General features: G+C 65.0%; 22 protein-coding genes and 1 tRNA gene. 16 read left to right on the top strand and 7 right to left on the bottom strand.

Features of this window, described 5'->3' with window-relative positions; all coding sequences use genetic code 11:
- Window positions 1-88: 88 nt before the first annotated feature.
- The gene (locus AC4NN3_RS14310; protein ID WP_491927754.1) at window positions 89-709 is read left to right on the top strand and encodes a TetR/AcrR family transcriptional regulator; all 621 of its coding nucleotides are present in this window, start codon (window positions 89-91) and stop codon (window positions 707-709) included.
- Window positions 709-2,202, top strand: a complete 1,494-nt coding sequence (locus tag AC4NN3_RS14305) for a DHA2 family efflux MFS transporter permease subunit (protein WP_491927753.1) — start codon at window positions 709-711, stop codon at window positions 2,200-2,202. The genes AC4NN3_RS14310 and AC4NN3_RS14305 overlap by 1 nt, the downstream gene beginning before the upstream one ends.
- 68 nt (window positions 2,203-2,270) lie before the next feature.
- Here AC4NN3_RS14305 and argB read toward each other — a convergent pair whose 3' ends face one another.
- Window positions 2,271-3,173: an acetylglutamate kinase gene (gene argB / locus AC4NN3_RS14300; RefSeq protein ID WP_193337194.1), complete on the bottom strand. Its 903-nt coding sequence runs from the start codon at window positions 3,171-3,173 to the stop codon at window positions 2,271-2,273.
- Between the two features lie 197 nt (window positions 3,174-3,370).
- On the opposite strand from argB, the gene AC4NN3_RS14295 reads away from it, so the two are divergent.
- The 6 genes from AC4NN3_RS14295 (at window position 3,371) to AC4NN3_RS14270 (ending at window position 8,539) form a co-directional block, all read left to right on the top strand.
- Window positions 3,371-3,919: a sigma-70 family RNA polymerase sigma factor gene (locus tag AC4NN3_RS14295; RefSeq protein ID WP_491927877.1), complete on the top strand. Its 549-nt coding sequence runs from the start codon at window positions 3,371-3,373 to the stop codon at window positions 3,917-3,919.
- Entirely contained in the window at window positions 3,916-4,635 is a 720-nt protein-coding gene (locus AC4NN3_RS14290; RefSeq protein WP_491927752.1) for an anti-sigma factor, read from the top strand. Before AC4NN3_RS14295 ends, AC4NN3_RS14290 begins: the two co-directional genes overlap by 4 nt.
- Before the next feature lie 275 nt (window positions 4,636-4,910).
- The gene (locus AC4NN3_RS14285; protein WP_491927876.1) at window positions 4,911-5,441 is read left to right on the top strand and encodes a fasciclin domain-containing protein; all 531 of its coding nucleotides are present in this window, start codon (window positions 4,911-4,913) and stop codon (window positions 5,439-5,441) included.
- Window positions 5,442-5,626: 185 nt separating this feature from the next.
- A complete protein-coding gene (msrB, locus tag AC4NN3_RS14280; RefSeq protein ID WP_491927751.1) occupies window positions 5,627-6,121 on the top strand; it encodes a peptide-methionine (R)-S-oxide reductase MsrB in 495 nt (164 codons plus the stop codon).
- A 97-nt stretch (window positions 6,122-6,218) separates the two neighbouring features.
- Window positions 6,219-6,926, top strand: coding sequence for a glutamine amidotransferase-related protein (locus tag AC4NN3_RS14275; RefSeq protein ID WP_491927750.1), 708 nt, complete (start codon window positions 6,219-6,221; stop codon window positions 6,924-6,926).
- Window positions 6,927-7,045: 119 nt separating this feature from the next.
- Complete coding sequence (locus AC4NN3_RS14270; protein ID WP_491927749.1) at window positions 7,046-8,539, top strand: methyl-accepting chemotaxis protein; 1,494 nt, start codon at window positions 7,046-7,048, stop codon at window positions 8,537-8,539.
- Here AC4NN3_RS14270 and yihA read toward each other — a convergent pair.
- The 4 genes from yihA to rpmH all read right to left on the bottom strand — a co-directional run bounded on the left by yihA (window position 8,536) and on the right by rpmH (window position 11,657).
- The gene (yihA, locus tag AC4NN3_RS14265; protein ID WP_193337187.1) at window positions 8,536-9,180 is read right to left on the bottom strand and encodes a ribosome biogenesis GTP-binding protein YihA/YsxC; all 645 of its coding nucleotides are present in this window, start codon (window positions 9,178-9,180) and stop codon (window positions 8,536-8,538) included. The genes AC4NN3_RS14270 and yihA overlap by 4 nt on opposite strands.
- A 91-nt stretch (window positions 9,181-9,271) precedes the next feature.
- Window positions 9,272-11,107, bottom strand: coding sequence for a membrane protein insertase YidC (gene yidC, locus AC4NN3_RS14260; protein WP_491927748.1), 1,836 nt, complete (start codon window positions 11,105-11,107; stop codon window positions 9,272-9,274).
- Window positions 11,104-11,499 (bottom strand): ribonuclease P protein component, encoded by a 396-nt coding sequence (gene rnpA / locus AC4NN3_RS14255; RefSeq protein ID WP_491927747.1) that lies wholly within the window; start codon window positions 11,497-11,499, stop codon window positions 11,104-11,106. Before rnpA ends, yidC begins: the two co-directional genes overlap by 4 nt.
- Before the next feature lie 23 nt (window positions 11,500-11,522).
- On the bottom strand, window positions 11,523-11,657 hold the full coding sequence (gene rpmH / locus AC4NN3_RS14250) for a 50S ribosomal protein L34 (RefSeq protein WP_046136922.1): 135 nt from the start codon (window positions 11,655-11,657) through the stop codon (window positions 11,523-11,525).
- A 228-nt stretch (window positions 11,658-11,885) separates the two neighbouring features.
- On the opposite strand from rpmH, the gene AC4NN3_RS14245 reads away from it, so the two are divergent.
- The 6 genes from AC4NN3_RS14245 (at window position 11,886) to coaBC (ending at window position 18,239) form a co-directional block, all read left to right on the top strand.
- Window positions 11,886-13,316: an FAD-dependent oxidoreductase gene (locus tag AC4NN3_RS14245; protein ID WP_491927875.1), complete on the top strand. Its 1,431-nt coding sequence runs from the start codon at window positions 11,886-11,888 to the stop codon at window positions 13,314-13,316.
- A 54-nt stretch (window positions 13,317-13,370) separates the two neighbouring features.
- Window positions 13,371-14,810 carry an ATP-binding protein gene (locus tag AC4NN3_RS14240; protein WP_491927746.1) on the top strand — a complete coding sequence of 480 codons (1,440 nt, stop codon included), beginning with the start codon at window positions 13,371-13,373 and terminating at the stop codon, window positions 14,808-14,810.
- A 119-nt stretch (window positions 14,811-14,929) separates the two neighbouring features.
- Window positions 14,930-15,006 (top strand) — tRNA-Arg (locus AC4NN3_RS14235).
- 189 nt (window positions 15,007-15,195) lie between these two features.
- Window positions 15,196-16,215, top strand: a complete 1,020-nt coding sequence (locus AC4NN3_RS14230; RefSeq protein ID WP_491927745.1) for a P1 family peptidase — start codon at window positions 15,196-15,198, stop codon at window positions 16,213-16,215.
- Between the two features lie 13 nt (window positions 16,216-16,228).
- Window positions 16,229-17,011 (top strand): type III pantothenate kinase, encoded by a 783-nt coding sequence (locus AC4NN3_RS14225; RefSeq protein WP_491927744.1) that lies wholly within the window; start codon window positions 16,229-16,231, stop codon window positions 17,009-17,011.
- Window positions 17,004-18,239, top strand: a complete 1,236-nt coding sequence (gene coaBC, locus AC4NN3_RS14220) for a bifunctional phosphopantothenoylcysteine decarboxylase/phosphopantothenate--cysteine ligase CoaBC (RefSeq protein ID WP_491927743.1) — start codon at window positions 17,004-17,006, stop codon at window positions 18,237-18,239. The genes AC4NN3_RS14225 and coaBC overlap by 8 nt, the downstream gene beginning before the upstream one ends.
- A gap of 31 nt (window positions 18,240-18,270) precedes the next feature.
- Here coaBC and AC4NN3_RS14215 read toward each other — a convergent pair whose 3' ends face one another.
- Window positions 18,271-18,489, bottom strand: coding sequence for a hypothetical protein (locus AC4NN3_RS14215; protein ID WP_491927742.1), 219 nt, complete (start codon window positions 18,487-18,489; stop codon window positions 18,271-18,273).
- Between the two features lie 66 nt (window positions 18,490-18,555).
- Window positions 18,556-19,584, bottom strand: a complete 1,029-nt coding sequence (locus AC4NN3_RS14210) for a sulfate ABC transporter substrate-binding protein (RefSeq protein ID WP_491927741.1) — start codon at window positions 19,582-19,584, stop codon at window positions 18,556-18,558.
- Window positions 19,585-19,853: 269 nt separating this feature from the next.
- On the opposite strand from AC4NN3_RS14210, the gene AC4NN3_RS14205 reads away from it, so the two are divergent.
- Window positions 19,854-20,711 (top strand): helix-turn-helix domain-containing protein, encoded by an 858-nt coding sequence (locus AC4NN3_RS14205; RefSeq protein ID WP_491927740.1) that lies wholly within the window; start codon window positions 19,854-19,856, stop codon window positions 20,709-20,711.
- Between the two features lie 139 nt (window positions 20,712-20,850).
- Complete coding sequence (locus tag AC4NN3_RS14200) at window positions 20,851-22,977, top strand: TonB-dependent siderophore receptor (protein ID WP_491927739.1); 2,127 nt, start codon at window positions 20,851-20,853, stop codon at window positions 22,975-22,977.
- Window position 22,978: the final 1 nt, after the last annotated feature.

The raw sequence follows: 22,978 nt of genomic DNA, 5'->3' as shown, positions 1-22,978 counted from the left end.
CCAGACAAAACTGCATGGCTGGTCATCTCAATCAAATGATTGATAGGCAATTTCGCCAGTATATAAGCCCTGCCGTTACGAGGTGATAATGGACTGTCCTGCCCCCCATAAACGCGAAAGTGGTGACGACCGCCGGCTGGCGATTGCCGCTGCGGCGCGCGCCATCATCGTGGAAAAGGGTCTCGAAGGCCTGCGCACCCGCGACATTGCCGATCGTGTCGGCATCAACATTGCCACGCTGCACTATCACGTCCCCTCCAAGGAGGCGCTGGTGGCCTTGGTGGCCGAGAGTATCCGCTTCGATTTTCGGGCTCAGGCGCAGCGCCATTCGCGCGAGGGCAAGACGGCGCTCGAGCAGCTGCATCTCGAATTCGACGATTTTCGCGAAACCATGCGCGACATGCCCGATCTGGTGATCGTGCTGACAGAACTTGTCGCGCGCTCGCGGCGTGATCCCGTCATCGCCGGAATCATGACCCCGATCTACGAGTTCTGGCGCAATCAGTTTGTCGACATTTTCCGTCTCGGCATCGCCGACGGCTCTTTTCGGGCCGATACCGATGCCGAAGCGGCTGCCCTGATCATTACCGGCGCCCTCTCCGATTGCTGGCGCCGTCCCAATACCGGCACGCCCCGGCTCGAACAGATGCTTGCCGAGCTGGAACGCGCCTTTGCCCCCTATCCCTCTTCATACTCAGGAAGCCTCTGATGTCCGCCCACCCAACTTCCCCTGCCGGCGCCCCGGCCGCGCCCGATCCGCGCCGCTGGCTGGCGCTCTTCGTGCTGCTCATCGCCAATTTCATGAACCTGATCGACGTCACCATCGTCAATGTCGCGCTGCCCTCGATGCGTGATGGCCTCAATGCCACCGACAACCAGATCGAGTGGGTCGTCGCCGCCTATATCCTGGCCTTTGCCCTCGGCCTTTTGCCCTTTGGCCGGCTGGGCGACATCCTGGGCCGCACCACCCTGTTCCTCTGGGGCGTGGCCGGCTTCACCGCCGCCTCGGCCCTCTGTGGTCTGGCGCCCAATATCGAGTTCCTCATCGTCGCCCGCATCATCCAGGGCCTGGCCGGCGCCATGATGACGCCGCAGGTGCTGGCCATTGCCACCGTGACCTTCCCGCCGCATGAGCGCGGCCAGGCCTTTTCGCTGTTCGGTCTCTCGGCGGGTCTCGCCGCCGTCTGCGGCCCCATCCTGGGCGGCGTGCTGGTCTCGGCCAATCTGTTCGGCATGGACTGGCAGCCCATCTTCCTGGTCAATATCCCCATCGGCATCGCCACCATCATTGCCGGCTGGTTCCTCATTCCGCGTCTGCCCGGCCATGCCAGCCTGCGCAACGACTATGTCGGCATAGTCCTGTTTGGCCTGGGCATCCTCGCCGTGGTCTTTCCCATCATCGAGGGCCGCGCCTATGGCTGGCCGCTCTGGGCCTTTGCCATGATCATTGCCGGCTTCGGCCTGCTGGTGGCCTTTGTGTTCTGGACCCGCGGCCGCGCCGCCGCCGGCCGGTCGCAACTGCTCAATTTCGACCTGATTACCAACCGCCAGTTCATGTTCGGCGCCTTCGTCACCACCGTCTTTTCCTCGGGCATTCCGGGCATGTTCATGGTGATCTCGCTGCTGCTGCAGGGCGGCTTTGCCTTCACCCCGCTCGAATCGGGCCTGGCCAATACGCCCTTCTCGGTGGGCGTGCTGCTGGCCTCCGCCATTGCCGGCCGCGTTGGCAGCCACTTCCTGCGGGCTCGCCTGGCCACCTCGGGTGCCCTGCTGGCCCTGGGTATCGGCGCGCTGCACTTCTATATTGCCGGCGTTGCCGACAGCATCGATCCCTGGGCCTTCCTGGCCCCGCTGCTGATGGCCGGTATCGGCCTGGGCCTGGGTTTTTCCTCGCTGTTCCAGCTGGTGCTGGCCAATGTGCCGCCGCGCGATGCCGGCGCCGGCTCGGGCTCGCTGCAGGCCTTCCAGCAGGTCGGCGGCGCCCTCGGCGTCGCCATTATCGGCGAGCTGTTCTTCGGCAGGCTGGGCGCCAACCTGGGCACCGGCGTCCTGCCGCACGCCGCCTTTGCCGACGCCGCCGCCACGGCGCTCTACTATGTCATGGGCAGCTTTGCCGTGGTGCTGCTGCTGTCGCCGTTCTTCCGGCGCAATCCCGGCCACGGCCAGCGCCCGGCTGCCCCGGCTGTCGTGCTCGAGCACTAGCCGCGCCGTTTCGCCAAAGCAAAAGGCCGCCAGCAATGGCGGCCTTTTCGTTTGCGGTGGGATCAAGCCTAGCGGACGATCAGCGTGCCGGCACCGAATTCGGTGAACAGTTCCACCAGCACCACATGCGGCTGCTTGCCATTGAGGATAACCACGCCCTCGACGCCGTCTTCGAGCGCGGCAAAGCAGGTTTCCACCTTGGGGATCATGCCACCCGAAATCGTGCCGTCGGCAATCAGCTCCTTGGCCTCGCGCACGCTGAGCTCTGGGATCAGCGTGCCGGACTTGTCGAGTACGCCGGGCACGTCGGTCAGGAACAGCAGGCGCTTGGCGCCCAGCGAGCCGGCAATGGCACCGGCAAAGGTATCGGCATTGATATTGTAGGTATTGCCGTCGCGGCCCGGCGCCACCGGCGCAATCACCGGAATCAGCTCGGAGCGGGCCAGCAGGTCAAGCAGCGTACGGTCGACTTCCACCGGCTCGCCGACAAAGCCCAGGTCCAGCACCCGCTCGATATTGGAGCCGGGATCCTTGACGGTCTTTTCCGCCCGCTTGGCAAAGACCATGTTGCCGTCCTTGCCGCACAGGCCAATGGCCCATTCGCCTTCGGCATTGATCAGCGCCACGATTTCCTTGTTTATCGAGCCGGCCAGCACCATCTCGACCACTTCCATGGTCCGCTTGTCGGTGACCCGCAACCCGCCCTCGAACTTGGATTCGATGCCCAGATTCTTCAGCATCAGCGCGATCTGCGGCCCGCCACCATGCACCACGATCGGATTGACCTTGGATTGCTTGAGCAGGGCGATGTCGCGGGCAAAGGCCTGGCCGAGCTTGGCGTCGCCCATGGCATGGCCGCCGTACTTGACGACGACGGTCTTGCCCTCATAGCGCTGCATATAGGGCAGGGCCTGGGCGAGAATACCGGCATCGTGGCTGAACCGGTCGGTCTCGGCGGCTTTATCGGACATAGGCAGACCCAATCAATTGGTCAAACGGCGTGAAAATGTCCGCACCGGGAATAGAGCATCGGGGCGCAAAGGAAAAGCCGCTTCTGCGCTTTTGGCACTGATCCGTTTGTGCCCTCAGCGCGTTATCGTACCGCTAATCCTGTAACCCGGCCCGGGCGGGATAGGCATAACCGGGGAGGCAGGCTAAACCTATGCCCATGATTGACACACCGTCCCAGGACATCGCCGACCTGATTGCCCGCTGCGCCCTGCGGGATCGCGCCGCTTTCCGTGTTCTCTACGAACGCACCAGCGCGAAACTCTTTGGCGTTACCCTGCGTATCTTGAAAGACCGTTCGGAGGCCGAGGAGGCTCTCCAGGAAGTTTTCGTGAAGGTTTGGCAGCGTGCCGACCGTTACGTCGCCGGTACGACCAGCCCGATAAGCTGGCTGGTTGCCGTCGCACGCAATCATTCACTCGACATTCTGAGAGCCCGTCGTCCACCGTCCGACGATATCGATGTGGCGCTTGAAATTCCTGACGCCGGCCCCTCTCCGGAGCGGGCGACCCAGGAGAGTCAGGAGCGACGCCAGATCGAGACCTGCCTGGGCACGCTCGATCCCGAACGTGCCGACGCGGTGCGCGGTGCCTATCTCGATGGCTATAGCTACGAGGAGCTGGCGACGCGCTATACCGTGCCTTTGAACACGATGCGGACCTGGCTGCGCCGGAGTCTCATCAAACTGAAAGATTGCCTGAGCGCATGAGCACCAGTGATGATTTCGGCGAAGACTTTGAGGGCCGCAACGCCTTGGTGGCCGAGTATGTCCTGGGTCTGCTCTCGGCCAGCGACCATGAGCGTATCGGCCGCCTGATTGAGGATGACCAGAACCTGCGGGCGGAACGGGACTTCTGGGTCTCGCGCTTTGCCGCGCTCAACCAGGAATATGAAGAAACCCCCGTGCCCGGCCATATCTATGCCGCCATCGAGGCCCGCGCCTTTGGCGATGTCGTGCGGTCACGGCCGATGGCAAGCTTCTGGGACAGCCTGATGGTCTGGCGCGGCATTGCCGCCGGGGCCCTGGCAGTCGCCGTGGCGGCGGTCGGTTTCAACCTGCTGCAGCCCGCCGCCGATGTCTCCAGCCTCACCACCCAGCTGGTGGCCGCGCTCGAGGAAGAGGGCAGTCCGGTCAAGTTCGTCGCCCTCTATGATGGCAGCGGCAATGTCCGGCTCACCGCCCTGTCGGGTGAAGCCGTACCGGACAAGGATTTCGAACTCTGGGCCATCCAGGGCGGCAATAACCCGATCTCCATGGGCGTCATCCCGGTCAATGAACGCAGCGCCGTGTCCATTGCCCCCGAGGTCATGGAAGGCTGGGGCGAAGGTTCGGTGCTCGCCATTACCCTTGAGCAAAAGGGCGGCTCGCCCGATGGCAATCCGCATGGCCCGATCGTCGCCAAGGGTGCCGTTACGAAGATCTAGCCGTTCCGGATCACCGCAATCGCAAATATAAAAAGCCTGGCCAAAACACTGTCGCCACCCTGAAACGGGTGGCGACAGTTTTCGTAAGTCGTTGTGAAACAACCAATTTCACGCCCCGCAAAAATCTTCGCACTATTTTTCGCGACGGCGAAACAATCTGAAACTTAAGCTGAAACGCCCCCGTTCCTTCACATGTCCCAGCCGAACAACGGGAACAAGATACAGGAAGGAACGACCCCATGAACTTCTCTCTCCGTGCACTCACCGTCGCTGCCATGATCTCCGCCGCCTCGATCGGCGGCGCGATGGCCCAGGACAATCCAATGGTTGGCGGCGCCGCCATGTTCGCTGACAAGAACATTGTCGAAAACGCCGTGAACTCGGCCGACCACACCACCCTGGTTGCCGCCGTTCAGGCTGCCGGCCTGGTCGAGACGCTGTCGGGCGAAGGTCCGTTCACCGTTCTGGCCCCCGTCAATGCCGCTTTTGACGCCCTGCCAGCCGGCACCGTCGACACGCTGCTGCTGCCAGAAAACAAGGACACGCTGGCCACCATCCTGGCCTGCCACGTCATCCCGGCCAAGGCCCTCTCCACCGACATCGTCGGCATGGTTGAAGCCGATGGCGGCGAGCATGTTGTCGACACCGTGGGCGGCTGCAAGCTGACCCTCAAGGCTGCCGATGGCAAGGTCACCGTGACCGACGAGAACGGCACCGTTGCCAATGTCACCATTGCCGACGTGATCCAGTCCAATGGCGTGATCCACGTGATCGACGCCGTGCTGACGCCAAAGTCGGCCATGTAACCACAAGGGCGGCCATTGCGAATGGCCACCTAAGAGAGGCGACTTGTTTGCCGCCTCTCACCACAACTTGACGTGCCATGCCCCTGCCCGGGACCCTATACTGGCCGTCAACCAAGCCCCGCGCCGCCGCCCGCATTCCCTCCTGCGGTCCCGGGCGCGGGGCAATCTGCTCAAGGAGAAGGACCATGGCTATCGATCGTCGCAATCTGCTGCTGGGTGGCTCGGCCCTCGCCGCTGTCGCCGCCTTTGTCGGCCTGCGCCCCATGGGCACCACCCAGGCGGCCGAGGGCGATTTCCCCTTCAAGCTGACCGACGCCGAATGGCAGGCCAGGCTCGAGCCCGCCGCCTATGACGTGCTGCGCCACGAGGGCACCGAGCGGCCCTATAGCTCCCCGCTCAATGACGAGCACCGCGCCGGCACCTTTGTCTGCGCCGGCTGCGCCCAGCCCCTGTTCGCCTCTGACACCAAGTTCGACAGCGGCACCGGCTGGCCGAGCTTTTATACTTTCATCGATGGCGCCCTGGGCACCACCGAGGACACGTCGCTGTTCATGACCCGCACCGAAGTGCACTGCTCCAATTGCGGCGGCCACCAGGGCCATGTGTTTGATGATGGTCCCGAGCCCACCGGCCTGCGCTACTGCATCAATGGCGTATCGCTGAACTTCATCGCCGCCTGACACGGTGGCGCCCTCCCCTCGCCAAGGGAGGGGCAAGGCGAGAAAAATCGGCGCGCCCGGCTTCCGCGCGCCGGTCGCCGCGCGTATATCGGGCAGCATGAAACTCACCATTCTCCAGACCGGCGAAGTGCCGCTGCCGCTGCGCAGCCGCTTCGTGCCCTATCGCAAGATGTTCGAAGCCATGTTCGACCAGACCGGGCAGGGCTTCAGCTACGAGACGATCAACGTCGCCGAGGGCGAGCCCCTTCCCGAGCCGGCGCGCCTGGAAGGCGTGGTGATCACCGGCTCGGCCGCCGGCGTCTATGACGATCTGCCCTGGCTTGAGCCGCTGCGCGATTTCATCCGCCAGGGCTATCAGCAGCGCACGCCGCTGCTGGGCATCTGCTTTGGCCACCAGATCATGGCCGACGCCCTGGGCGGGGACGTGCGCAAGTCGCCCAAGGGCTGGGGCCTGGGGCGCCATACCTATGAAGTCACGGCCCGGCCCGGCTTCATGCCGCAGGCGCCGTCCGCGCTGGCTATCGCCTGTTCGCATCAGGATCAGGTGCTCGTCCCGCCGCGCGATGCCGAGGTCATCCTGGCCTCCGGTTTCACGCCCCATGCCGGCTTGGCCTATCGCAATGGCGCCGCGCTGAGCTTCCAGCCCCATCCCGAATTTGCCGATGACTACACCATTGCCCTGGCCGAGCTGCGCCGCGGCAAGGCGCCCGACGAACTGGTTGATTCGGCCATTTCCTCGGTGGCCACGCCATCGCATAGCGCCGACGTTGCCGGCTATATCGGACGCTTCTTCAAGGAACGCTGAGCCTGGCCCGGCCGGTGGCCATGCCGCAAACTTGGCGCTCCGCCTTGATCTAGGTCAACGGCGGCCCACCCATTCGATGCAATTCTGAATTCGTCTGCCCATAGCGCCAGGAATCTCGCGTGTTCAATCTCGATAAGCTCTCCATCACCCAAAAGCTGGTCGCCGCCTTTCTCGGTTTCGGGGCTCTGGTTGTCGTCTTTGGTGGCATGGCCATCACCCCCTTGCTGGCGCAGAACAATATGGCGGTCCTTATACCTCTGGTCTTGGCTGGGGCCGCGGCGGCCTCGGGGTGCCTGGCGGTATTCGTCCTGTTCCAGCGCGTGGTCTCAAGCCGGCTCCGTACCCTGGTGGCCCTGACGGGCGAACTGGCCGCGGGCCGCACCGATCTGGCCATTCCGCCCCAGAAGGTCAGCGACGAACTCACCGTCATGTTTGACGCGCTGGGCGCCTTCCGCGCCGCGCTGGTGGAACAGGCGGCCCTGCAGCAGAGCGAACGCCAGCGCGAGACCGAAGCCGGCCTGCGCCGGCGGGCGGCCGACCGGCTGACCGATGACCTGCAGGGGACGCTGCGCGCCGTGATGGAAGGTGATCTTGGCCGGCGCGTCGATGTCGCCTATGAGCAGGCCGAGCTCCGCCAGCTGGCCACCGAGGTCAATGCGCTGCTCGAGGCCGTCGACAAGGGCCTGACCAGCACCGGCCTGGTGCTGTCCGCCTTGGCCCGGGCGGACCTGACGGCGCGCGTCAATGGCGCCTTTACCGGTGCCTTTGCCGAGCTGCGCGACAATACCAATGCCGTGGCCGAAAAGCTGTCCAGCGTGGTGACTGACCTGCGCGTCACCTCGCGCGCCCTCAAGACCGCCACCGGGGAAATCCTGGCCGGCGCCAACGACCTGTCCGACCGCACCACCCGCCAGGCGGCGACCGTGGAAGAAACCTCGGCCACCATCGAGCAGCTGTCGCGCACTGTCGGCGCCAATGCCAGCCGCGCCCGCGAGGCCAACCAGGCCGTCTCGGCGGCCTCGGCCATCGCGGTGGAAAGCGGCAAGGCCATGGAATCGGCCACTGCCGCCATGTCGGCCATCACCACCTCCTCGGCGAGGATTTCCAGCATTATCGGCCTGATTGACGATATCGCCTTCCAGACCAATCTTCTCGCGCTGAACGCGTCGGTGGAAGCCGCCCGGGCGGGCGATGCCGGCAAGGGCTTTGCCGTGGTGGCGGTGGAAGTCCGCCGCCTGGCCCAGTCCGCTGCCAGTGCCTCTGCCGAGATCAAGCAGCTCATCGATGTCTCGGCCGGCGAGGTGGCCGGCGGCACGCAACTGGTCATGGACATTGCCCAGCGCATCGTCGCGCTCAATGGCTCGGTGACCCAGAGCGCCACGCTGATCGGGGAGATTGCCGACGCCAGCCAGAGCCAGGCCCTGGCCATCGAGGAAGTGGCCGTCGCGGTGCGGCAGATGGATGAGATCACCCAGCACAATGCGGCGTTGGTGGAAGAGACAAATGCCGCCATCGAGCAGACCGAGGCTCAGGCCGCCGAACTCGACCGCATTGTCGACGTCTTCACCCTCGCCGACGCCACCGCCCGGCCAGGCAGCTCTCGAGCCGCCTAGCTCTCGAGCAGCATCGCGATTTCGGTGCGCAGCTCGCGCAGGCCGTCGCCCTTGACCGATGAGGTCAGGATGACATGGGGATGGGCCGCCGGCCGCTTGGCGATCGCCGCCTTGGTGGCGATGATGACCTTGTCGAGCTCTTCCTTGCTGGGCTTGTCGGCCTTGGTCAGCACCACCTGGTAGCTGACGGCGGCATGGTCGAGCTCGTTCATCACCGTCAGGTCGGTGTCCTTGGGGCCGTGCCGCCCGTCAACCAGCACATAGACGCGGCGCAGCGTGGCGCGGCCCACCAGATAGCGGTGGATCAGCTTGGTCCACTGCCGCACCTTGTCCTCGGGCGCGCGGGCATAACCATAGCCGGGCATGTCGACGATGCGCAGGTTTTCGCTCTGGCTCTCGAAGATGTTGAGCTCCTGCGTCCGGCCCGGCGTATTGGACGTCCGGGCCAGCCCCGACATGCCGACCAGCGCATTGATCAGGCTGGATTTGCCCACATTGGAGCGCCCGGCAAAGGAGATTTCCACCCGATCCATCTCGGGCAGGTCGGCAATGCTGACGCAGCCTTTGACGAACAGGAAAGGGCGCGCAAACAGCAGGCGACCGCGTTCGATCATGTCAGGGGCGTAATCGATAGTGGTCATCGTGCTTGGCCTTCAAAAACAAGGTACCCGCCGGAGGGTCCCGGCGGGCATGTAGCATGGTTGATCGGTGATGGCGATCAGGACGTGGCGATCAGGACTTGGTCGCTTCGTCCGCCTTGGGCTTGCGCCGGAAGGCGTCCAGGATATTGCCGATCAGGTTCACTTCCACGCCATGGCGCTTCATGATGAACCACTGCTGCGTCACCGACAGCGTATTGTTCCAGGCCCAGTAGATCACCAGACCCGCCGGGAAGGTGCCCAGCATGAAGGTGAAGATCACCGGCATCCAGTTGAAGATCATCGCCTGGGTCGGATCCGGTGGCGGCGGGTTGAGCTTCATCTGCACCCACATGGTGATGCCCATGATCACCGGCCAGATGCCCAGGTGCAGGAAGCTGCCGATCAGCGGCAAGGCCGTGGGTTCCCAGGGGATCAGGCCGAACAGGGTGAAGATATTGGTGGGATCTGGCGCCGCCAGATCCTGGATCCAGCCGAAGAACGGCGCATGGCGCATGTCCAGGCTGATGAAGATGACGGTATAGAGCGCAAAGAAGACCGGGATCTGGATCAGCACCGGCCAGCAGCCGCTGAGCGGATTGATCTTTTCGGTCTTGTACAGCTCCATCATCGCCTGCTGCTGGGCCGGGCGATCATCCTTGAAGCGTTCCTGGATGGCCTTCATTTCCGGCTGTACGCGGCGCATGGCGGCCATTGAGGCATAGGAGCGGCTGGCCAGCGGGAAGAAGATGGCCTTGACGATGACGGTCACCGCCAGCACGGCGACGCCGAAATTGCCGATAATGCCGTTGAGGAAGGTCAGCAGATAGTACATCGGCTTGGTCAGGAAGCCGAACCAGCCCCAGTCGATCAGCAGGTCGATCCGGTCAAAGCCATAGGTCTGCTGGTAGCTGTTGATGACCGATTCTTCCTTGGCGCCGGCAAACAGGTAGCTCTCATGCGTCGCCGTTGCGCCAGCGGCCACCACCAGCGGCGTGGTTTCCACAAAGCTGGTCTGGTAGTCGTCATAGCTGCCGGTATTCTTCCAGGAGAACAGCGCATTGATCGCCGTGGCCGGCTTGGGCAGCACGGCCGTGGCCCAGTACTTGTCCGAAAAGCCCAGCCAGCCGCTGGTATTGTCGAAGCGGACCTGCTGGTCATTCTGCATGTCGGTGTATTTCTTGGACACCATGTTGTTCGAGCCCAGCACGCCATGCGGGCCTTCATGCTGGATGAAGAAGTTGGCGACCTTGGGCGTGCCGTGGCGGGCGACGCGGGCATAGGGGAACAGCGCGACATCGCCGCTGCCATTGTTGATCACCGACTGGGTGACGGTGAACAGGTAGAATTCGTCAACGGCAAAGGTGCGACGGAAAACGAGGCCGGCGCCATTGTCCCAGCGCAGCGTCACCGGGGTCGTGGCGGTCAGCGTGCTGGCGCCGCCCTCGACCGTCCAGACGCTCTTGCTGTCCGGCACGGCCACGGTGGTGCCGGCGGCCGGCACGAAGCCCTGCTCGGCGAAATAGGCATTGGGGACGCCGGCAGGGGTCAGTAGCGTGATGATCGGCGATTCCGGATCAACCGTCTCGCGATACTGCTTGAGCTCGAGGTCGTCGAGACGGGCGCCGGTCAGGTTGATCGAGCCATGCAGGTCGGGGGTGTCGATCTCGACGCGGTCGCTGGCGGAAATTGCCTCGGCGCGGTCGGCATAGAATACGGTGCCGTCGGCGGCGACGGTGCCCGGCGTGCCGGCGGCAATGGCCGTGGCGGCTGGCGTCGCCAGCGCGGCCTCGCTCTGGGCCTGCTCGGCGGCAATCTGGGCCTGCTGCTGGGCCCGCTCGAGCTGCGGACCGGCAATGAAGAACTGCCAGCCGAACAGCACGATCATGCTGAGCACGATGGCCAGGATCACATTGCGATTATCGGTCATTGTTTTGGTTTCCGTGGGCCGCGGCCGGAAGAGTTGCGCTGTTCATTCGATCTGGGTGCGTGCACACGCACGATCAAGGCGCCCAGATCGGCAACCAGCTTGGCAAAGGGTTCGCTCAGCGCTTCGCGCCGTCCCACCAGCACATAATCGTGGGCGGGCACAAAGTCACGCGCACATGCTGTCACAGCGGCGCGCAGGCGACGTTTAATTCGGTTGCGTTCGGGGGAATTTCCCGTCTTCTTGGTGACGGTAAAGCCAATGCCTGCTTCCGGCTCGGGCGCGGCAATCGCCTGCAGCCCAAACGCAGAGCGCCCGGCGCGATTGCCCCGGGCAGCCCGTTGAAACTGGGAGCGCTTCGTCAGCCGACGCAGGGCATCGGGCTTGGGCGCCATGGCCGTCATCCGGCCAGTTGGCCTTAGGCCGTGAGCTTCTTGCGACCGTCGCGACGGCGCTTGTTGATGATGGCACGGCCGTCCTTGGTGGCCATGCGGGCACGGAAACCGTGACGGCGGGCACGCACGAGCTGCGACGGCTGATAAGTACGCTTCATGACATCAAACCGCGCGGACGCGGTTCCTCTGGATTGCTGCTCTTGAGCAAGAATATCGGACACACATCAAGCGCGGGGCGCCAACGGTGCGGGTTGGTGGCGTCTATAGGGAAAACTCAACCCCAAGTCAACGCGCCAGACGAGACTTCCTGACGCTCTATGCCCCGTTGTTTTCTCGTGCGGCGCGCCGCATAAGTCCAGCCACTAGCACTTTATGCCTTGGCGGACATGGCCGAAATCCTCAAAGCCGATCTGTGCATTATCGGTGCCGGCGCGCTCGGTCGGACGCTGGCCCTCAACGCGCGGGCCCGCGGCCTCAGCCCCATCCTGATCCAGCGGCCCGCCGGGCCTGCGGGTGAGACGAGCAATGCAGCCGTGCAGCGCGCCGCCTTTCTCGCCAGTGCCAACCGCGCCCATGCCATGGCCACCGCCGCGACGCTGGGCCTGGCCAAGGTCGATCCCAAGCCCGGCTTCCGCGCCATCGGCGAGCGGGCTGCCGCGCTGGCCGCAGCTGTCGCCCCGGCCGCTGCGCCGGCCCATCTGCTCGCCCAGGGTATCACCCTGCTGACCGGATCGGCCAGCTTTGCCGATTCGCGCACGCTCGTTGTGGGCGATACCCGCCTGCGCGCCGATCACTTCGTGCTGGCCACCGGCAGCCTGCCGCTGCTGCCCGACCTGCCCGGGCTCGACCAGGTGCCGTTCTTTACTGCCGACACCATCCTCGCCAATCTACGCAAGCTCAGCCATTTGCTGGTGATCGGCGGCGATGCGGCAGCGCTTGAACTGGCCCAGGCCCATGCCCGGCTGGGCGTGATGGTGACCCTGGTGCCGCAGGGGCCGATCTTGCCAGGCTTTGATCCCGAGCCCGTGGCCGTGCTGGTACGGGCACTGCGCGAGGAAGGCATCGACCTCCTTGAGGGCGCGCGCGTCACCGCCGTGCTGCCGCGCAGCCAGGGCACCGGCATCGCCTTGGCCCATGCCGATGGCCGCCTGGCCACCCTCGACGTCTCCCATATCCTGGTGGCGGCCGGCCGCGTGCCCGATCTCGATAACGCTTTGCTGGCCGCCCTTCGGCTCAAGCGCCACCCCAAGCGCCCCGACCATCTGCTGGTGACCCCCGAGGGTCAGACCTCTTCTGCCCGCCTCACCGCCATTGGCGGCGCCGCCGGCGCGTTCGACGCGCCCCATGCGCTGCGCCAGGCCGCCCATGTGCTGGCCCGTGCCAGCGGCGGAGCGCCCAGGCGCATCGATCCGCAGCGCCTGCCACGCCTGGTCAATACCAGCCCCGCTTTGGCCCAGCTGGGCGGGGCAGGGGCGCTGCTGCCGATCCGGCCCGGCCAGCTGCTGCTGCGCGCCAGCGCCAGCGAAACCCAAGCCGCCCGCGCCACGGGCACGCTGATGGGCGGCGCCAGCCTGCTGGTGGCCGCCGATGGCCGCCTGCTGGGCGGCACCATTCTGGGCGACGGCGCCGCCGAACTGGCCGCCATGCTGGCTTTGGCGCTCGATCGCGGCATCGCTGCTGCCGACCTGGCCGATCTGCTGCTGCCCCCGGCCAGCCTGGCGGCGCTGCTGGTCGATCTCGGCCGGCAATACCAGGCCCTCCATCCCCCCTCGGCCTGGGCCCGACGGTGGGCCGCCCTGCGCCGCCTGCTGCCCTGAGATGCGTGTCGCAGGGGCTTACGCCGTACCCGTGTTGGCTTATAGTACTGGGCAATGACACCTCTCCGCAGCGCCTTGCCCAGCCGCTTTGCCGGCCTCTCGATCAAGCTCATCGCCACCATCAGCGCGGTGATACTTCTGGTCGAAATCGTCGTCTATCTGCCCTCGCTGGCCAATTTCCGCGCCAACTGGCTCGATGACCGCCTGCGCGTCGGCGTCGTGGGGGCCCGCGTGCTCGACGCCGTGCCCGATGTCATGGCCCTGCCGCGCAGCCTGACCGACCGGCTGCTGACCTCGGCGGGCGCCTATGCCATCGTCTATCGCCGCGAAGGCCAGAGCCAGCTCATCGAGCTGGCCGATCCGGTGACGCCCGAGGTCGTGGTCACCGCCGACATGCGCCAGCGCGACCTGCCCACCCTGATCATGGGCGCGCTCGATACCCTTTTGGCCGGCCCCGGCCGCACCCTGCGCATTATCGGCCCCGGCGATCTCGACCAGACCATGGTGGAAATCCTGCTGCCCGAACGGCCGCTGCGCCAGGAACTGCTCGACTATTCCAAGCAGGTCGTCGCCATCTCGCTGGCCCTGGCCATGCTGACCGCCCTGGCGCTCTATCTGCTGGCCAGCTACCTGTTCATCCACCCGGTCCGCCGCCTGACCGAAAACATGCTGGCCTTCCGCCAGGCCCCCGAAAACGGCAGCCTGATCATCACCCCCTCGGCCCGGCGCGACGAGATCGGCATCGCCGAGCGCGAGCTGGCGGCCATGGAAACCGATATTTTCACCCTGCTGCGCCAGCGCCGCCATCTCGCCGATCTGGGCCTGGCCGTTGCCAAGATCAACCACGACCTGCGCAATACCCTGACCTCGGCGCAATTGCTGTCCGACCAGGTGGCCACGCTCGACGATCCCAAGGTGCAGCGCCTGGCGCCGCGCCTCGTCACCACGCTGGACCGCGCCATCGGCTTTGCCCAGTCCGTGCTCGATTATGGCCGCGAGACCTCGGCGCCGCCGGTGCTGGCGCCCACCGCCATCAAGCCGCTGGTCGAGGAGGCGGCCTTCGATGCGCGACTGTCCGGTCATCCGGCCATCAGCTTTTCCAATGCCATCCCCGACAGCCTCGTGCTGCGGGTCGATGCCGGCCAGCTCGGCCGCGTCCTGCTCAACCTGCTCAAGAACGCCCGCGAGGCGCTCGAGGCGGCTGGGGGCAAGGTCGAGGCGCCGATGGTCACAGTCTCGATGCTTGCCGGTCCCCAGGGCGTCATTGTGTCGGTCGCCGACAACGGCCCCGGCCTGCCCCCGCGCGCCCGCGACAACCTGTTTGTCGCCTTCGAGGGCTCGGCCCGGGCCGGGGGCACCGGCCTGGGCCTGGCCATTGCCCGCGAGATCGTCGACGCCCATGGCGGCCAGCTCAGCCTCGTCGATCAGCCGGTCGGCACCCGCTTCGACCTGCTCCTGCCAAACGCCTTGCTGGTGAAAAACCAGGGCATGTAGAAAAACCGTCATCGGCGCTTGCCAAGCCAGAAACGCCCCTGTATGGGTTGCGCCGCTTCAGGCAGACAGGCGAACTCGCCGCTTCCTGAAATTGCCGTTTCGAAAAGAGACGGCCGTGCGCGCCCTTAGCTCAGCTGGATAGAGCACCAGACTACGAATCTGGGGGTCAGGAGTTCGAATCTCTTAGGGCGCGCCACACACTTTCACTACTCCATCTGGCCAATGCCCGGACACCGCGGCGGCGCCTTGTGCCATGGGCGCCAGCCGGCAATACTGTTGCGGGCTGGCGGCCAGATGCGTCGATCCCGCCATGCGTCGACTTCGGACCCGGACGGGCCTTCGTCAATCGCATGCTGCGCCATATCGGGGCCGCACAGGGCAGGGGATGGATTTCTTGATTGCTGGACCACGCAACCTGATCACCGACATTGCCGGCCTCAAGGTGGGCAATGCGCAGGATCACCGCATCAAGACCGGGGTGACGGTACTGACCGCAGACCGGCCCTTTCTCGTTTCGGTGGACATCATGGGTGGTTCGCCCGGCACCCGGGAAACCGACCTGCTGGCGCCCGACAGGCTGGTCGAGGATATCGATGCCCTGGTGCTGTCGGGGGGCTCGGCCTTCGGGCTGGATGCTGCCATGGGCGTGGTGGACGGCCTGCGCACGGCCGGGCGGGGCTTTCGCGTCGGCACGGCGACCATCCCCATCGTGCCGGCGGCGATCATCTTTGATCTGCTCAATGGCGGCAGCAAGGACTGGGGGCCAAATCCCTATCCTGACCTCGGCGCGCGCGCCCTGGCTTCAGCAGGCGCAGCCTTTTGTCTGGGCACGGCGGGCGCCGGCACGGGCGCCCTCACCGCCAATCTCAAGGGTGGCCTGGGCTCGGCATCGCTGCTGCTGCCCAGTGGCCATATGGTCGGCGCCCTGGTGGTGGCCAATCCCACCGGCAGCGTCACCATGGGCGATGCGCCCAATTTCTGGGCTGCGCCATTCGAGGCGAATGGCGAATTCGGCGGCCTGGGCCCGCGGCCGGACCCGCTGAGTTTTGAGCAAACCGCCCGTTCCAAGCGCGATCCCGCCGGCCCGATGGCCAATACCACCATCGCCATCGTGGCGACCGACGCCATTCTCACCAAGGCGCAGGCCAAGCGCCTGGCCGTGGCGGCGCAGGACGGCATTGCGCGCGGGGCCAGCCCCTCGCACAGCCAGGTCGATGGCGACCTTGTCTTTGCCGTCTCGACGCGCGACAAGCCGGTCGGGGATCCGGTTCTGGACATCCTTCGGATCGGGCATGCCGCCGCGGTCTGCCTCAGCCGGGCCATGGCACGCGCGATCTATCTCGCCGAGTCTGCGCCGGCCGATCCGGTTCCAACCTGGTCACGCCGGTGGCGCGACCAGACCTGAGGGGTACATTTTCATGACGCAACACTGGCTGCTGCTGGATGTCGGCAATACCCATACCGTGGCGGGCCTGTTCCGCAGCGAAGGCGGCGTCGTGGCCGAACGGCGGTTCCGCACCGATCCGCAGACCACTGCCGACGAATATCGGGTCCAACTGCGCCAGCTTTTTGCCGAGGACCTGTCGGCCAGCATCTGGGACATTGCCGACCGGGCCATCATCTCCACCGTGGTGCCGGCCCTGGAAAAGGTCATCCGCGGCGCCTGTATCGGGGCGCGACGGCGCATCGACGTGCTGTCGGTATCATCGCGCTTAACGCGGGATTTCGAGCTCGATCTGCCCTTGCCCGAGCAGCTTGGCGCCGACCGGCTGGCCAATGTGGCCGGGGCCCTGACCCTGGTCGAGCCACCCTTCCTGGTTGTCGATGCCGGCACGGCCACGACCTTCTGCCTGATCGATGCCCGCCCCGCCTATATCGGCGGCGCCATCGTGCCGGGGCTCGATACCAGCTGGCGGGCGCTGCAGAGCCGTGCGGCCAAGCTGTTTTCGGTCGAGCTGGTCCGCCCCGACAGCGCCGTGGGCAAGACGACCGAAACGCAGCTGCAAAGCGGCGTACTGCAAGGCTATGAGGCATTGATCGAAGGCCTGGCCGACCGGCTGTTGCGTGATGCCGGGCTGGACGACGCCAGGCTGATTGCCACCGGCGGCTGCATGCGGCTCATCACCCTGTCGCCACGTTTCGATGTTCAGCCTGACCTGACACTTCTGGGACTATTTCGCTATGGACAACTCAATGGCTAGCCATATCCTGATCGGCATCAGCGGCAGCATCGCGGCCTACAAGATGGCCGACGTGGTCTCCCAGCTCACCAAGCAGGGCCATGAGGTCAAATGCATCCTGACCGAGCACGCCACCCAGTTCGTGACGCCGCTGGTGCTCGAGACGCTCAGCGGCAATCGGGTCCGTTCCGCCATCTTCGGCGCCGACATTTCGGGCACCGAGCATATCGATCTGGCGCGCTGGGCCGATCTCTTCGTGCTGGCGCCGGCCAGCGCCAATACGCTGGCCAAACTGGCTTTGGGGCTTGCCGATGACCTGCTGACGACGGTGGCCCTGGCAACCGAAGCTCCCGCGCTGATCGCCCCGGCCATGAATACGGTGATGTGGAACAAGCCGGTAGTGCAGGGCCACCTGCGCCGCCTGGCGGACGGCGGCGCGCGCTTTGTCGATCCCGCCGCAGGGGTCCTGGCCTGCGGGGAAATCGGTGTCGGCAAGCTGGCCAGCGTCGACAGCATCGTCGCCGCGATCAATGCGCAGCTCGCCGAGCAGAATTCCGACCGGCTCGCCGGCGTCCATGTCCTCATCACGGCGGGACCGACCACGACGCCGATCGATGCGGTCCGCTACATCACCAACCATTCGACCGGCCGCATGGGCGCGGCCATGGCCGAGGCCGCCTTGCGCCATGGCGCCAAAGTCAGTGTCGTGCTGGGCATCGACAAGGGCGTCGTACGGCCGGTCGCGCCGGCCGGGACTGCCGCCCGCCTCTCGGTGGTCGAGGTGCACACGGCCGAGGAAATGGCCGCCGCCGCGCTTGATCTGCTGCCGCAGGTGCAGGGCGTGGTGGCGACGGCCGCGGTCATGGATTACCGGGTTGCCAAGCCGCAGCAGGGCAAGCTCAAGCGGGCCAGCGCGGCCGTGACGCTCGACATGGTGCCGTCGATCGATGTGCTCGGCACGCTGCGCGAGGCTGCCGGCAGCCAGTGGTTTTTCGGCTTTGCGGCCGAGACAGACGACATTCTGGCCAACGGTCAGAAGAAGCTGGAGGGCAAGCGGCTGGACTACCTCTTCGCCAATGCGGTGGCCCGGCAGGGCGAGGTGTCGAGCACCGGGTTTTCGGTGTCGACCAATGGCGGAACGCTGCTGCGTCGCGATGGGGCCGCCCAGGATCTGCCCGTGATGAGCAAGGCCAATCTGGCCGAGCGTCTTTGGGATGCTGTTGTCGCCGACCGCTACGCTGGCCGATAGTGGGGGCCCGGCACGATCAGCGCGAGGCGACTCATCGGGGCGGAACGAGGCGGTCACCAGGCAAGACCTCGATATCTGGCTCGGGCGCCTTGCCATTGAGATAGCAGGCCTCCTGTTCGGCCCGGCTCAGCGGCACGCCACCCCAGGCTACGTCGGGCATGCCGCCGAAGAAATTGGCTTTGGCCGGCGCCTCCTGGGATCGGTGGCGCGCCAGCCTGCCCAGATCGAATATGCCAAAGAAGTGGACCATCGCCTCCTCCAGAGGGGCTGTCTTGGCGGACGAATGCGGCCGGCCCGCAGGCCGGCCGCGTGAGGGCTACTGGGTTGAACTGGAATAGATCTGGTCGAATACGCCGCCATCGCCGAAGAAGCGCGGCTGCGCTTCGCGCCAGCCGCCGAAATCGGCAATGGTCACCAGGTTCAATTCGCCGAAGCGCGCAATGTCTTCAGCAGCGGCCGCCTCTGGCCGGAACGGGCGATAGTAGTTCTTGGCGGCAATGGCTTGGCCGACATCGGAATAGAGGTAGTCGAGATAGCCCTGCGCGACCTCGAGATTGCCCTTGCGCTCGGCATTGCCGGGCACCAGTGCCACCGGTGGCTCGGCTAGGATCGACAGCGTCGGTGTGACGATGTCGAAGGCATCGGGGCCAAGTTCTTCAAGCGCCAGATAGGCCTCGTTCTCCCAGGCCAGCAGCACATCGCCAATGCCGCGCTGCACGAAAGTGGTGGTGGAGCCGCGCGCCCCGCTGTCGAGCACGGGGACGTGGCGGAACAGCGCGGTCACAAAGGCCTGGGCGGTTTCGTCGGTACCCCCGTCCTGCGCCAGGGCCCAGCCCCAGGCGGCCAGGAAATTCCAGCGGGCGCCGCCGGAGGTCTTGGGATTGGGGGTGATGACCTCGACGCCTTCGTCGACCAGGTCGCCCCAATCGGCGATGTTCTTGGGATTGCCCTTGCGCACCAGGAACACGATGGTGGACGTATAGGGGGCACTGTTGTTGTCCAGCCTGCCGCGCCAGTCGGCCGGGATCAGGGCCGGGTTGGCGTCGGCAATGGCGTTGATATCGCTCTCCAGGGCCAGGGTGACGACATCGGCTTCCAGCCCGTCGATGACGGTGCGCGCCTGCGAGCCCGAGCCGCCATGCGTCACCTGAATGGCCACGCTTTCGCCCTTGGTCTCCTGCCAATGGGTGATGAAGGCCTCGTTGAATTCACGGTAGAGTTCGCGCGTCGGATCATAGGATACATTGACCAGCGTCTTGTCCTGCGCCTGTGTCGTGACGGAAAAGCCCAGCGCCAGTGCGGCAGCGAGGGCAGTGTAGGCGACAATCGTGGCTGTCCGCTTCATCGGAACCTCCCAGGGTGGTTGATCCATAAACCCTATCAATCCAGTCGTGATTAGAAAGGTCCCAACTTGCGCTGCAGGCGCGGGAAAGAGAAAATTTTTGCATTACCATCGGTCGCCCTTTCCATACCGACTGCTCGGCCGTCAGCGGCATCAATCGGACCTGGCGGGGATGGCGCATATCGTGATCGCCAGTCATTTGACTCTTAAATAGGACTATTATAGTCAGCTTAAATCTGCGCTGCCGGGGTGTCGGGATGTTTCATCCGAACATGGATGCAATTACCGAGGGATTCGCCGTGATCGGCGTGCCCAAATGCCGCTCCTGGCAGGGCGTGCTGGCCGATATCTGGCAGGTCGAGGCGCGACCCGGCGCGGCCGGCGAATATCTCTCGCTCTATCCGCGTCTGTTTGTCGTGCTCGACGAAGCCCATGCCGGCTCCATCACCATCGATAGCGTGCCGGCCACGGCGCCGGCCCCGCCGGCGCGGCTCAGCTTCATTCCAGCCGGCCTGCGCACCCGCTCCCATGTTGTCGCCGATACCAGCCTGCGCCATCTCGACCTGCATTTCGACATTCCCACGCTGGTGGCGCGCTTTGCCGGCGAACTCGATGCCGGGCGGCTCGGCGTGCCGCGACTGATGTTCGAGGACGAGCGCATCCTGGCTTTGGCGCGGCTGCTCGCCGCCGAATGCCTCAATCCCGGTCTGCACGATCTCTATGGCGACAGCCTGGCGCTGGCCTTGTTCATCGAACTGTTCCAAGTGCGCCGCGACAGCGAGCGCCGCTCGGGCCAGCTGGCGGCACGCCGCCTGCGTCAGGCGCTCGACCATATCGAGGACAATTGCCTGCGCGCCATCAAGCTGGCCGAACTCGCAGACCTAGTGGGCCTGTCGCAATCCTATTTCAGTTCCGCCTTCAAGGCCTCCACCGGCCTTGCCCCGCATCAGTGGCAGATGAAGGCCCGCATCGAGCGCGTCAAGCATCGGCTGCTGCAGCCGGACGCCAGCCTGGTGCAGGTCGCCCATGCCACCGGTTTTGCCGATCAGGCGCACATGACGCGGGTGTTCAAGCAGTTTGTCGGCGCCACGCCCGCCGCCTGGCTGCGCCAGCAGTCGCCGGACCTGTGAACAGACCGCAAAAACGTTCAATCCGCCCAAAGGACCGACAAACCAGCAGCCGATAGCTGAGTTAAACACTCACCTATTCATTCACCATTCATTGCCGTGTCCATAGCGGGGCGCGGGTGCCATTTGGGGGCTCCACGACATGACCATGATGCGCCATCGCGCCATCTCCACCCTGCTGCTGGCCACCACGAGCCTGCTGGCTCTGGGCGGCAGCACCGCCTTCGCCCAGACCCAGCCGATCGCCCTGGGTGAAATCGTCGTCGAGGCCGATGGCGCGGCCAGCACGGCCATTTCCACCACCGCCGGCTCCAAGCTGGCCGTGGCCGTCACCCGCGTACCGCAATCGGTTTCGGTGATCAGCCGCAAGCAACTCGACAAGCTGCCGGGCGCCAAGGCCGATGAGACGCTGCGCTACACTGCCGGTGTGAACCCCTCGACCTATGGCACCGATGCCGATTTCGACTGGATCCGGGTCCGCGGTTTCCAGGCCGACCAAACGGGTATCTTCCAGGATAGTCTGCCGCTCTATCAGTTCGGCTTTGGCTCCTTCCTCGTGGAGCCCTTCCTGCTTGAGCGCATCGACGTGCTCAAAGGCCCGTCCTCGGCCCTTTATGGTGGTGCCAATGTCGGTGGCGTTATCAATTATGTCAGCAAGCGCCCCACGGGCGAGCGCCTGCGCTATACCGAAACGGGCATCAACAGCCTGGGCAACGCCTATGCGGGGTTTGATGTCGGCGATGCCAATGCGGACGGCGACCTCGCCTACCGCCTGACCGGCAAGGTTTCCGGCGGTGGCTGGGAAACCAAGAATGCGTGGGATCTCAAGGGCTCATTGCTGGGTAGCGTCACCTGGACCCCGGATGCCGCGACCGAACTGACCGTCTATGGCCAGTACCAGAATGGTACCCTGGATCACACCTCTACCGGCTTCCTGCCTTACGTCGGCACCGCCATGGATGCCCCCGGCGGCGTGCGCATTCCGCGCAACCTCAACTACGGCGATCCCAACTTCGATTCATATGATCGTCGGCAGGCCATGGTCGGCTATGAGCTTGAGCACGATCTGGACGATACCTGGACCATCCGGCAGAATGCCCGCCTGGCTGGCGTCGCTCTGGATGAGCAGTATCTCTACACTTTTGGCGACTTGACCGCCACCAACGAGCTCAATCGTGTCGCTTTCCAGCACAGCACCGATATCCTCACGCTGACAGTCGACAACCAGATTGCCGGCACGATCAATACCGGCGAATTCGAACACAATCTGCTGGCCGGTATCGATTACAAGCAAGTCAATTACAACGGGACGCAATGGTCCGACTATGACCCGTCTGGCCGCGTGCCAGCGATCAATGTCCTGAACCCGCGATATGGCATTGCCAATCCCGTCATCGGCACGCCCTATCTGGATGACGACATTAAGCTGCGCCAGCTCGGCCTTTACGCACAGGATCAGGTGCGTTACGGCGGCGTGATCGCCACCTTCAATGGTCGTTATGATGCGGTGGGGATCGACCTGACAAACGTGTCGCGCGTCCAGACGTCGACGAACGAAGGCGCCTTCACGGGCCGAGTTGGCCTCGGCTACGAGTTCGACAATGGCCTGACGCCTTATGTCAGCTACGCCACCTCGTTCAACCCGACCATTGCTACCAGCGCCAGCGGCACACTGCTGCCGACCGAAAAGGGCAGCCAGTGGGAAGCCGGCATGAAGTATCAGCCGGACTTTGTCGATGGCATCATCACCGCCTCGGTATTCAACATCAGCCGCCAGAATTTTGCGCAGTCTCTGGCCTGGCCCCTGACCGGATCGGTCGCTCTTGGCGAAGTGAACATGCGGGGCTTCGAGGTCGAGGGTCAGCTCAATTTCGACCAGATCGCCGTGCTTGGCGCGTTGACCTATCTGGATGCTGAAGTCGTCAACGACGTTTCCTCGGCCCTGATCGGCAAGACCCCGGTGCAGGTACCGAAACTGACCGCCTCGCTGGGCGTCGAATATGCCTTCAACGAAGCATTTGAGGGCCTGGTCCTGGGCGCCGGTGTCCGCGTACTGGGCGAATCTTGGGCCGACAATGCCAACACCACCAAGCTGCCGACCACCACTTTGTTCGATGCCAGCCTGCGCTACGACAAGGACGATTGGGGTGTCTCCCTCAACGTCTCGAACATCCTCGACACCACCTATGTCGCCAGTTGCCAGAGCCTGACCTCCTGCGGTTACGGCGCCGGCCGTACCGCCAGCCTGAGCCTGCACAAGAGCTGGTAAG

The sequence above is a fragment of the Devosia sp. MDV22-iso42 genome, from assembly GCF_058629155.1.
Note: the sequence above shows the minus strand (reverse complement) of the source record. Positions and strands in the feature narration are given on the sequence as shown.